Genomic DNA, 10,830 nt, shown 5'->3' with positions numbered 1-10,830 from the left:
CGGTACCCCAGTCGGGGTACCGATCGCGCACAGGCAGCGCAGCTGTCTAGCCCTTGCCGGAGCGGCGCTGCGGCTTGGGCGTGACCGTGCCGTCGGCCAGCTTGCGGGCGCTGACCAGGAACGCGGTGTGGCCCTGCATGCGGTGCTCGGGGCGGACGGCCAGACCCACCACGTGCCAGCCGCGCACGATGGACTCCCAGGACCGCGGTTCGGTCCAGCACTCCTGCTCGCGCATCGCCTCGACGACCTTGGACAGCTGGGTGACGGTCGCGACGTAGACGATCAGCACGCCGCCGGGCACCAGCGCCTTCGACACCGCGGGCAGCACGTCCCACGGCGCGAGCATGTCCAGCACCACCCGGTCTACCTGACCGCCCGCGGTGTCCGGATCGAACTCGGCGAGGTCGGCGATCGTCAGGTCCCAGTTCGCCGGCCGCTCGCCGAAGAAGTTCTCCACGTTCCGCACGGCGTGCTCGGCGTGGTCCTCGCGCACCTCGTACGAGATGACGGTGCCCTCCGGCCCGACCGCCCGCAGCAGCGAACAGGTCAACGCGCCCGAACCGGCGCCTGCCTCCAGCACCCGCGCGCCGGGGAAGACGTCGCCCTCGTGCACGATCTGCGCGGCGTCCTTCGGGTAGATCACCTGCGCTCCCCGCGGCATGGACAGCACGTAGTCGACGAGCAGCGGGCGCAGCGCGAGGTAGGGCGTGCCGTTGGTGGAGGTGACGACGCTGCCCTCGGGGGTGCCGATCAGGTCGTCGTGCAGGATGCCACCGCGGTGGGTGTGGAATTCCTTGCCCGGCTCGAGCACCACGGTGTACTTGCGCGCCTTGGCATCCGTCAACTGGACACGATCGCCCACCCGGAACGGTCCACTCGGTCGCTGCTCGCGCCCTGCCATCTGATCGACTCCCATCATCGAGTGCCCCGGCGACCTTCGCGCCGGCCCCGACGAAGCTGTCGGACCCTGCGCATACCCTGCCAGGTGTGAGCATCACTCCCGCGTCGCCCCCCGCCGAAGCCCCTGCAGTCGAGACGCTCGGCGTGGAGAGGCCCCGCTCACGGCCCGCACTGTCCCCCTCGAGGGCCGGAGATTTCAAACAGTGCCCCTTGCTGTACCGCTTCCGTGCGGTCGACCGGATCCCGGAGACGCCGTCGAAAGCGCAGATCAAGGGCACGGTGGTGCACGCAGCCCTCGAGGCGCTCTACGGCCTGCCCGCGCCGGATCGGGTGCCGGACCGGGCCGTCACCCTGGTCGAACCGGCCTGGGAGAGGGTGCTCGCGGAGTCGCCCGAGGCCGACGGTGCGGTACCGGCCGACGAGCGCGAGTCCTTCCTCTCCGAGGCACGCGCGCTGATCGAGGGCTACTACAAGCTCGAGGACCCGACCCGTTTCGAGCCGGAGTCCTGCGAGATGCGGGTCGAGACCGAGCTCGACGACGGAGTGCTGCTGCGCGGGTTCGTCGACCGTATCGACGTCGCGCCCACCGGTGAGGTCCGCGTCGTCGACTACAAGACCGGCCGGGCGCCGCGGGAGATGACCGAGTCCAAGGCCCTGTTCCAGATGAAGTTCTACGCACTGGTGCTGCTGCGCACCCGCGGGATCGTGCCGGCACAGCTGCGCCTGATCTATCTCACCGACGGCGAGATCCTCACCTACGCACCGGACGAGGCGGAGCTTCTCCGGTTCGAGCGGACCCTGTCCGCGATCTGGAAGGCGATCCTCGCCGCTGGTCAGACCGGCGACTTCCGACCGAAGCCGGGGCGCCTGTGCAACTGGTGCGACCATAAGGTGCGCTGCCCCGAGTTCGGTGGCACGCCGCCGCCCTACCCGGGCTGGCCGGAGGTTCCGGCCGAGGAAGACAGTTTCGAGGAGATCAGCTAAGTGAGCGACCAGGCCTACTACATCCCGCTCGGGTCCCGCGAGGACGGCACCGAGCGGTTCGCGACGACGGCACTGACCGTCAGCACCTGGGCCGACACCATGCAGCACGGCGCTCCCCCGTCGGCGCTGCTGGTGCGTGCGCTCGAGCGGTGTGCGCCGCGCGAGGACGCCCGGCTCACTCGCGTCGTGATCGAGATCCTGGGCCCGGTCCCACTCGCCGACATCGAGGTGCGGTCCTGGGTCGAGCGGCCCGGCAAGCGGGTCGAACTCGTCGTCGCGGAGCTGTGGGCGACCGGCCCGGACGGCACCGACCGCGCCGTCGCCCGCGGCACCGCGTGGCGGATGCAGATCGCGGACACCGCCGTGGTCGCGCACGCAGGCGACCCCACGATGGCCCCGCTCTCGCAGACCCACGAGGTCGACATGGGCAACGCGTTCTGGGGCACCGGCTACGTGCGGACACTGGACTGGCGGTGGATCGCGGAGATCGGCGGAGAGGGGCCCGGTCAGGTGTGGACCCGCCCGAATCCCGTTCTCGTGGAGGGCGAGTCGCTGACCCCGATTCAGCGGCTGTTCGCCGTGGCCGACGTCGCCAACGGGGTCGGCTCGAAGCTGGATCCGAGCGAGTGGACCTACCTCAACACCGACCTGACGGTGCACCTGTTCCGGGTGCCGCAGGGCGAATGGGTCGGCATCGCCGCCGAAACCTCGTACGGCCCCGACGGTGTCGGCATGTGCGCGGGCGTGCTGCACGACGAGTCCGGCCCGGTCGGACGGATCAACCAGACGGTGCAGGTTCGGGCCCGCTAGCCGTCCGTCTCACAGAAACGCGCTGGGCAGGATCGCGCGTGAATCCTCGTGTTCGTCAAGGATCCGGCCGTCGAGATGCAGCGAAGATCAGCGAAACGCGATGCTGGATCAACTAGGCAGGACGCGAAGGGGCCACGTCCTACGCTGCGCTCCGTTCAGCGCCCAGGCTCGGGATCAATTGCCGGCTATCAGCTATCAGGATGCACCGGCACTCGATTGGGAGCGCGGCGAGGATCGCTTCGACGACAGTGATCGCGGCCTCGTGCCACACTTCCTGCCCAGCCCCCAATCCTCCCCAGTCGAGCCAGGTCGAGGCGTCGACGGCGGCGCCCTCGTACGTTTCTCGGGCGGCAGCTTCGATCATCACGCCACGGGCGGTGTTGGCCACGGCGGCTAGCGATTTCCTTGCTGCTTTATCTCTCCAAATCTCTCTCTGAGCAATGGAATGAACGCAACGGCATCAAAGTCTTGGAAGCGGTCCCTGTACCTCATGAGGGCTTGCTCGAGATGATTCACGATATCGTCGCAAAGCTGTGTCCTCGCCTCCCCTTCCGATAGATTCTCATAATCGTCCACGACGAGTATCTGATCGACCAGAAGCTTGTCGTCCTTCTTGATATACCGTGCAAGCGACCTCAGGTTGCCCTTCTCGACATTGATCTTGTGATAGAATCGTAGGATCAGGCCGAGTGCAATGTGGCTGAACTGCGCATCAAGGTTCCGCAATTGGGGAGCAATTCGATCCTGCCAGGCGTAGTCATTCAGGCTATTGAGAACGCCGTCCAGAATATTCTGGTTTACAGTGGCCTTTTCTGCCGTTTTCCCTCCTTGTGAATCATAAGTGATCTTCAAGAAGATTCCCATAATCAAGTCACCCTTCTTCTTCGTCGCCTACTATTCTCTTCGGTTCACCTGCGCGGTGCGAGCGTGTCTGACTTCCCCTACCGCGTCGTCAGCATCCACGACGACGCTTCAGGGTGTCCCGCGACAGACCGGACGCCCAACGCGCAGTGGCCGCCCACCCCGACCGAGGTGGGCGGCCACTGCAGTTCGCGCCGACAGCACAACAGGCGAACGCCACTGTCCGGCACTGCACCGGACGGCATCGCACGACCCACATCAGCGACAAAGCACGACACGCCCGGACTCCGTCAAAGCAGTGCAGCGTGTCCTGCTAGTCCTCGCTGCATCTCGACACCGGCCCGTCCGCGTCACGACGCGCCAGCCGTCGCGCGTCCGCGACGAATCCCACCTGTTGGCCGTGCCCCTGCGTGAGGTCGGCGCGCAGGAGACACTGGGCCACGTATCGGTGACTGTCAGGATTCAACCGAGATGAGCAGTCCCAGCCATTCAACACCGACCGTGTCCGCGACCTCGGATACCGCCGCTGGGTGCGCACGACCGAGGGGTACCACGCGCCCGGCGCTCTCGTGTGTCAGCTGAGCAGCTTCAGCCTCAGCGCCGCGATCGTCAATTGGTCGAGCCCGAGGCCGTCGACGAGGTACCGGTCAAGGGAACCGTACTTCTTGTCCACCTCGTCGAAGGCCGCGTCCAGGTAGCTGGCGTCCACTCCGAGGAGCTGCCGGTAGACCTCAGCTGCCGCGGGGCCCTTGACCGCAGCGATCTGGTCGACGGCGGCCTCGATCGACGCGGCCGAGTACTCGTTGGTCAGCAGGTAGTCGCTCATGATCGTCTCGCGCGGAACCCCGGCGACAGTGAGCAGCAGGGCCGTCGCCCAGCCGGTGCGGTCCTTGCCGGAGGTGCAGTGGACGACCTGCGGTCCCGCGGTGTTGGCGAGGTCGGTCAGCAGCTGCCGATAGCCGTTGCGGGGAAGCGCGTCGTTGACCGTTGCGCGGTAGCCCTTCTGGACGTAGGCGCGGGCGTCTTCCGGGGTGTGGAGGTTCACGAGGTCAGCGCTCGGATCTGCCGCGAGGACGTGGATCTGCGAGTAGCGAGCTCCCTTGGGCAGGATGTCGGGCTTCGCGGCGATCTCCGGGTCGGTGCGAAGGTCGTACACAGCGGTCAGCTGCAGCGACTCGAGCGTCGCGAGATCCGCCGGGTTCGGGGTGATCGCGTTGGCCCGGTAGAACACTCCCCGGTTGACGTGCAGGCCGCCAAACCCAACGTATCCGGCTCCTGAACCGGCCACGTCGCGGAAGTTGTCGACTGAGGGCAGTCGGGGGGGCTCGACCGACGTCGACGCGCTGGAGCCGAATCCCGACGAGCCGACCGACGGGAGATCGAGAGCTTCGGCGGTCGCAGCGGCAGGGCCGCCGAACAGGAACGTACCGGCCGCGCCTAGGGCGACGGTGGTCATCGAGAGACGGCGCATGGCTGTGAAGCGGTGTGTCATGGGTGGGGCCTTTCCGTGCTGGTGGGTTGGCTGACTGCCCTGTCGGCAGAATCGGTGTCTGCTGGGAGGCCTACAGCCCTTCTCCTGTTCGGCCACGAACTGGTTCGCAATTGCGCATGCGACCCTCGCGCACATCCGATCGTGGCTGGATAGCAGGGTTTTCAACGGTCGTTGCCGGCCTGGTCTCGACCTTCGTTCACACGCGAGCGGACCTGCTCAGATTCCATCGGGTGCCGGCGGCGGCTCGAGGCGACTCCATCTACCAGGCCCATGGCATCGAAGGCGCTCGCGAGTATCGCGCGTGATCCCTCGTGCCCGTTGAGAAGTCGACTGGTTCGTGTCGCGACCCGCCACCCGTCGCTGGTCCGTGCCAGCTCCCAGCGGTTGGCGGTAACCCGGCTGACTTGGTATCCACTCCCGTCGGGCTGCTGCAGGATCAGCTGGGTGTGGCACACCGCCACGGCGGTGTCGCCCTCGACGGTGATGTGTGCCGGACTCATGATGTGTCCGCACCCTTGCTGGATGAAGCCCTGGTGTGGGTGTGTCAGGACCATGTTCTCGATCTCGCCTCGGCCGTCCATCCGTCCGGTGTCGACGTCGTAGACACCGTCCTCGGTCCAGAGGCCGCCGACCACATCGGCGAGGCCGCTGTCGACGCTCGGGCCGTAGGAGTACAGGAGTCGCATGATCGCGTTGTGGTCCTCGAGTAACCGAAGACGTTGCTCGAGGACCAGCAGCCGATGCTCGAAACCCGGATCTGTCTCGGTCATCAGCGCCCCATCATCTTGCGGGCCTCGTCCGACGCCGCCCTGACGATCTCGGCGCGTGGGAAGCCGGCACGGCTGCCGGCCAGTTCGTAGTTGCCGCCCGCGACCCAGATCGGGCCGTCGGCGAGGTGTTCGAGACCCTCGCGGGCGACCGCGTACGGGTCCGAAGCGTTGAGACCGGGCAGGTCGAAATCGAGGCCGGCTCGTTCCATGGCAGGCGTCCGGGTGACGCCGAGGACGAGCTCGAGCACGTCGACCCCGTGCGCGGCCATCTCGAGCCAGAGTCCCTCGGCGAAGACGCGGCTGAAAGCCTTCGCCGCCGCGTAGATGCTCATGTGCTCGGCGCCGACGTAGCCGGCCAGCGAGCCGAGCAGGACGATGCCGCCGCGGCCGCGCTCGCGCATCGGTGCGCCGAAGATCTGGGAGAGCTCGAGTTGGCGGTCGATGTTGAGCGTGAGTACCTTTCGGCAGGCATCGAGATCGCCGGTGACGAACTCGTGGCCGTAGGTGTTGGCGCCGGCGTTGAAGATCAGTAGTCCCACTTCGAGATCCGCCGTTGCCAGGCAGATCCGTTCGCCGGCGTCCGCCGCCAAGAGGTCGACGGCGAGGGTGCGCACCTCGACTCCGTGAGCTCGCGCCTTGGCCGCGGTCTCCTCGAGGGGGCCGCGCTTGCGGGCCAGCAGCACGAGGTTCAGCCCCGCCTTCGCCAGTTCCTCGGCGAACCCGGCGCCGACGCCCTCCGAGCCGCCGGCAACGAAGGCCCACGGTCCGTATTTGTCTCTGTCGATCATCGTTCTCTCGTTTCTTCCGGTTCGGCGGTCAGTCGGGGACGGGGACACGGCCGTCCACAGCGGCCGCGACGATCGATTCGCGCAGTGCGGGGCAGCGCCCCACCCGAGCACCGCGCAGCGTCAGCGTCGGATCGTCCCGGTACCCGTCGCAGACGGTGTCGGGGCGGGCGGTGCTCCATTGGACGCTGGTGTGCTCCCAGCTGTTCTTCTCCACGAGGACCCGGACTCCGCAGCGCGCACAGTCGACCTGTTGCATCAGACCGACATCTCCGCGGCATCGCGCCGGGCGAGGTTGTCCGCGACTTCCCGCTTCCACGCCTCGACCGGCTTGGTGGTGTCGAGTTCGAACTCGAAGCGGTCCACCATCTCGGGGGTGACGTCGGCGACGTCGACGTAGAACTGCTCGTACCAGCGGCGCAGCTGGTAGACGGGTCCGTCCTCGTTGGTGAGCAGCGGGTTGTCGATGCGGGTCTTGTTCTTCCAGATCTCGATGTCCTGTTCGAAGCCGACGCCGATGTAGCCGATCATCGCGTCGACCAACTGGTCGGCGATCTCGGCCGGGACCTGCTCGGTCTTCTTGACGGAGATGCCGTACATGAGCACGAACTTGTTCGGGCCGACCGGGTAGTGGCAGTTGATCAGGACGGACTCGACGTCGTAGGTGTCGTAGTGGTAGACGAGGTCGTCGATCATGAACGACGGCCCGTGGTACGCCGCGACGGAGCCATGGCCGACCAGCTTCGGGACGTCGGGATCGGTCCACTCGGTGATGTCCTCGCGACCAACGCCTGCCTGTTCCTGGACGGCGACGTGCCCCTCGAAGACGTTCTTGAAGTAGGTCGGGAACGAGTAGTGCACGTAGAAGAAGTGCGCCATGTCCACGACGTTGTCGATGATCTCCCGGCAGTTGGTGTCGATGACGATCGACTTCCACTCCCAGTCGGTCCACTCGGCGTCGGGGGTCCGCATCGCGGGGATGGCGACCTCCGGCGGGGGCGGGTTGCCCTCCGGGTCGTGCCAGACGAACAGCAGCTCGTCGCGCTCCATGGTCGTCCAGCCGCGGGTACGGGCCAACGGCGGCACCCGACGCGCGTAGGGAATGCCGGTGCACTTGCCGTTGCCGCCCCAACGCCAGTCGTGGAACGGGCACGCGATCGAGTCGCCCTTGACGGTCCCCTGACTCAAATCCCCGCCCATGTGTCGGCAGTACGCGTCCAAGATCTTGATCTCGCCGTTGCTGTCCGCGAACACCACCAGCTTGGTGCCGAACGCCTCGACGGAGTGCGGGTTGCCGTCGCGGAACCCGTCGACGAGGCCCAGGCAGTGCCAGCCACGCGCGAAGCGATCGGGCACAGCGCCCTGGTCGATGGTGCGGACCTCGTCGGCTCCGTCGATGTTCACAGCGGTCACTGTGTCTCCTTTGGTCGTGGACCAGGCGCAGGTGTGGGCCCGGTCCGGTTCGCCTGGTTCGGAAGCGCACGGCACCGAGAGGGCCGGCGCCGACGTGATCGCGGTCACGTCGCATGGAGAGGCTGTCAACGGCGCGCACATTGCACCAACCCGCCTGTCCGTTCAGCGGAATCGGCGCAGGTCACGGCCGCGAGAACGCGTCACACACGATTCGGGCGACCGCCCCCGCGGGCCCACCACCCGTCTTCGGCACGCCTGGCCGGTCGGCGGGCCGATCCCGCTCACCGGGAGGACCTCTGGCATCGCCAGGCGATCGCGATTGTGCTGACCTCGCCGGTCCGCGGCGCTGACCGCGCCGGGAGCGCGACACGTGAGGAGGGACGGCATTGCGGAACGGAGAAGCCTCGGAGCGCGGTCTGCCCGCGTCCACGCTCGATCGCCTGTCCCTGGTGCTCGACAGCTTCCGGAGCGCGCCTCGCCTCAGCCTCACCGACGTCTCCCGCTGCACCGGCATACCACGGACGAGCACCTATCGAATGCTCGAACATCTCGTCCGGATGGGCTGGCTCAGGCGTCGTGGCGTCGAGTACGGACTCGGCGACAAGCTCGCCGAGATCGGCGCGCTGTCGCTGTACCAGAACCGGTTCGATCGGGTGGTGCCGCCGCTGCTGCGCGAGTTGCATTCCGTCACAGGCCATGTCGTACACCTGGGCGTTCTCGACGGCACCCACGTGCTCTACCTCGACAAGGTCGGCGGCGGGGCGGCGCCCGACCTGCACACCCGAATCGGAGACCGGATTCCCGCGCAGTCGTCGACGATCGGCAAGGCGCTGCTCGCCGCGGTCCGCGGGTCCGCCACCGCCGTCGCCGGCGACCGCCCCGCGTCCGGCGGCACACACCGGTCGGGTGTTGCGTACGGGACCTGCGCCGCCGGGTTCGAGTGCATCGGGGTGCGGGTCGGATCCCTCGACGGCGCCGAGCTCGGCCTGTCGGTCAGCGGTCCGGCGAATCGGCTGAAGTTCGACCACCGACACGCCGCGCCCGTCCGGATGGCGGCCGCCGCGATCGGGCAGTACCTCGACCTGGCCTCGGCACCCCGACAGACCGCCTGACCTGGCATCAGTCCGCTCATCGGAACGGAGAATTGCTCTGTGTCCGGCCCGTTGGCAGCGTGAGGCCATGACATCCGAGCTCACACTGACCGGTCCCGAGCAACTCCTGGCCATCGAGGAGATCAAGCGCACCTTCGCCGCTCGGCTCCGGTGCATGGACACCAAGCGGTGGGAGGTCTACCCGACCCTGCACACCGACGACGTGGTCTCGGAGACGTGGGGCGGCCTGCCGGACGACAAGCAACCACAGTCCGAGGGCAGCTCGAACCGCGTCGTGGGCAAGGAGAATCTGACCCGCGCGATCAGCACCTTGCTGGGCGGGGACACCGTGGTGACGACCGTGCATCACGGTCACACCCCGGAGATCGAGCTCACCTCCGACACCACCGCCCGCGGGATCTGGGCGATGGAGGACAAGCTGTGGTGGACCAACGGCGACCACGAGGAGCATCTGCACGGCTATGGGCACTATCACGAGGAGTACCGAAAGGTGAACGGCCGCTGGCTGATCAGCTACCGCAAGCTCACCCGCCTCCGCGAGGACGTGACCGCGGGCTTCTTCGACTACCTGCAGGCGCTGTGAACCCGCTCTTCGCCCCGCTCCAGGTTCGCTCGCTGGCGCTGCCCAACCGAATCGTCATGTCCCCCATGACGCGGGAGCATTCTCCGGGAGGCGTACCCGGCCCGGACGTCGCCGCCTACTACCGCCGGCGCGCCGACGGCGGCACCGGTCTGGTGATCACCGAGGGGGTGGCGATCGATCACCCCACCGCGGTCGACAGTTCGAACGTGCCACGGCTGCACGGCGAAACGGCGCTCGGGGGGTGGCGCCAGGTGGTCGACGGGGTGCACGAGGCAGGCGGGCGGATCGTCCCGCAGCTGTGGCACGTCGGCCCGCTGTGGGGCGCGATGGGCGCGGTGGATCCGGCGACGACGCCGATGCGCCCGTCCGGGCTCTGGGGCCGGGTCGGGCGCACCGTCTATCCGGACAGCTACGTCGAGCGGGCGAGCGTTCCCACCCGGGCGATGACTGAGCGCGACATCGAAGACGTCATCGCCGCGTACGTACGCTCGGCGCGCAATGCCGTCGACGTCGGCTTCGACGGGATCGCGATTCACGCGGGCCACGGCTACCTGCTCGATGCGTTCCTGTGGGAGTCGACCAACCGGCGCACCGATCACTGGGGCGGCGACCTGCGGCGACGGACCCACTTTCCGGTCGAGGTGGTGCGGGCCGTCCGACGCGAGATCGGCCCGGATCTGCCGATCTTCTACCGGTTCTCGCAGCACAAGCAGCAGGACTACGGCGCCCGGATCGCGGACACCCCGGACGAGCTGTCGGTGGTCCTCGGCGCCCTCGTCGAGGCGGGCGTGGACGTGCTCGACGCCAGCATCCGGCGTTTCGACCTGCCCGCGTTCGAGGGCAGCGACCTGACGTTGGCCGGCTGGGCGAAGAAGCTGACCGGGGCCACGAGCATGGCGGTCGGCAGCGTGGGCCTGAGCAAGTCGCTGCGCGACGCCGGAACGCCCGAGCCCGCCGATCTCGACGGGCTGCTTCGCCGGCTCGACGCCCAGGAGTTCGACCTCGTCGCGATCGGACGACTGCACCTTGCCGACCCCGCGTTGGCACGCACGCTGCTCGGCGGAGGGCCCGTGCCGACGTTCGACCGTGAGCGGCACGAGGGCCGGCTGCATTGAGCTGA

The 10,830-nt window shown here is 67.8% G+C and carries 13 protein-coding genes; 5 read left to right on the top strand and 8 right to left on the bottom strand.

The window, feature by feature from the left end:
* Positions 1-46: 46 nt before the first annotated feature.
* Positions 47-901, bottom strand: a complete 855-nt coding sequence (locus tag ACFXGJ_RS04715) for a tRNA (adenine-N1)-methyltransferase (protein ID WP_378616979.1) — start codon at positions 899-901, stop codon at positions 47-49.
* Between the two features lie 143 nt (positions 902-1,044).
* On the opposite strand from ACFXGJ_RS04715, the gene ACFXGJ_RS04710 reads away from it, so the two are divergent.
* The gene (locus ACFXGJ_RS04710; RefSeq protein WP_378616989.1) at positions 1,045-1,884 is read left to right on the top strand and encodes a RecB family exonuclease; all 840 of its coding nucleotides are present in this window, start codon (positions 1,045-1,047) and stop codon (positions 1,882-1,884) included.
* Positions 1,885-2,694: a thioesterase family protein gene (locus tag ACFXGJ_RS04705; protein ID WP_378616977.1), complete on the top strand. Its 810-nt coding sequence runs from the start codon at positions 1,885-1,887 to the stop codon at positions 2,692-2,694.
* A gap of 139 nt (positions 2,695-2,833) precedes the next feature.
* Here the strand turns inward: ACFXGJ_RS04705 and ACFXGJ_RS04700 are convergent, their stop codons facing one another.
* From ACFXGJ_RS04700 to ACFXGJ_RS04670, 7 genes are all read right to left on the bottom strand, one after another.
* Entirely contained in the window at positions 2,834-3,082 is a 249-nt protein-coding gene (locus tag ACFXGJ_RS04700) for a hypothetical protein (protein ID WP_378616975.1), read from the bottom strand.
* 5 nt (positions 3,083-3,087) lie between these two features.
* Positions 3,088-3,558 carry a hypothetical protein gene (locus ACFXGJ_RS04695; protein WP_378616973.1) on the bottom strand — a complete coding sequence of 157 codons (471 nt, stop codon included), beginning with the start codon at positions 3,556-3,558 and terminating at the stop codon, positions 3,088-3,090.
* A 571-nt stretch (positions 3,559-4,129) separates the two neighbouring features.
* Entirely contained in the window at positions 4,130-5,011 is an 882-nt protein-coding gene (locus ACFXGJ_RS04690; RefSeq protein WP_378616971.1) for a tyrosine-protein phosphatase, read from the bottom strand.
* A gap of 197 nt (positions 5,012-5,208) precedes the next feature.
* Positions 5,209-5,817: a nuclear transport factor 2 family protein gene (locus ACFXGJ_RS04685; RefSeq protein ID WP_378616969.1), complete on the bottom strand. Its 609-nt coding sequence runs from the start codon at positions 5,815-5,817 to the stop codon at positions 5,209-5,211.
* A complete protein-coding gene (locus tag ACFXGJ_RS04680) occupies positions 5,817-6,605 on the bottom strand; it encodes an SDR family NAD(P)-dependent oxidoreductase (protein WP_378616967.1) in 789 nt (262 codons plus the stop codon). The genes ACFXGJ_RS04685 and ACFXGJ_RS04680 overlap by 1 nt, the downstream gene beginning before the upstream one ends.
* Before the next feature lie 28 nt (positions 6,606-6,633).
* Positions 6,634-6,861 (bottom strand): hypothetical protein, encoded by a 228-nt coding sequence (locus ACFXGJ_RS04675; protein WP_378616965.1) that lies wholly within the window; start codon positions 6,859-6,861, stop codon positions 6,634-6,636.
* Positions 6,861-8,006 (bottom strand): Rieske 2Fe-2S domain-containing protein, encoded by a 1,146-nt coding sequence (locus tag ACFXGJ_RS04670; RefSeq protein WP_378616987.1) that lies wholly within the window; start codon positions 8,004-8,006, stop codon positions 6,861-6,863. The genes ACFXGJ_RS04675 and ACFXGJ_RS04670 overlap by 1 nt, the downstream gene beginning before the upstream one ends.
* A gap of 395 nt (positions 8,007-8,401) precedes the next feature.
* Here ACFXGJ_RS04670 and ACFXGJ_RS04665 point away from each other — a divergent pair, with 395 nt between their 5' ends.
* From ACFXGJ_RS04665 to ACFXGJ_RS04655, 3 genes are all read left to right on the top strand, one after another.
* Positions 8,402-9,127, top strand: coding sequence for an IclR family transcriptional regulator (locus tag ACFXGJ_RS04665; RefSeq protein ID WP_378616963.1), 726 nt, complete (start codon positions 8,402-8,404; stop codon positions 9,125-9,127).
* Between the two features lie 67 nt (positions 9,128-9,194).
* Positions 9,195-9,710: a nuclear transport factor 2 family protein gene (locus ACFXGJ_RS04660; RefSeq protein ID WP_378616961.1), complete on the top strand. Its 516-nt coding sequence runs from the start codon at positions 9,195-9,197 to the stop codon at positions 9,708-9,710.
* The gene (locus ACFXGJ_RS04655; RefSeq protein WP_378616959.1) at positions 9,707-10,825 is read left to right on the top strand and encodes an NADH:flavin oxidoreductase; all 1,119 of its coding nucleotides are present in this window, start codon (positions 9,707-9,709) and stop codon (positions 10,823-10,825) included. The genes ACFXGJ_RS04660 and ACFXGJ_RS04655 overlap by 4 nt, the downstream gene beginning before the upstream one ends.
* Positions 10,826-10,830: the final 5 nt, after the last annotated feature.

Origin of the sequence: Rhodococcus sp. NPDC059234, from assembly GCF_042754225.1 — a bacterium.
Taxonomy (GTDB): Bacteria; Actinomycetota; Actinomycetes; order Mycobacteriales; family Mycobacteriaceae; genus Rhodococcus_G.
This window is presented reverse-complemented; position numbering and strand designations above follow the sequence as displayed.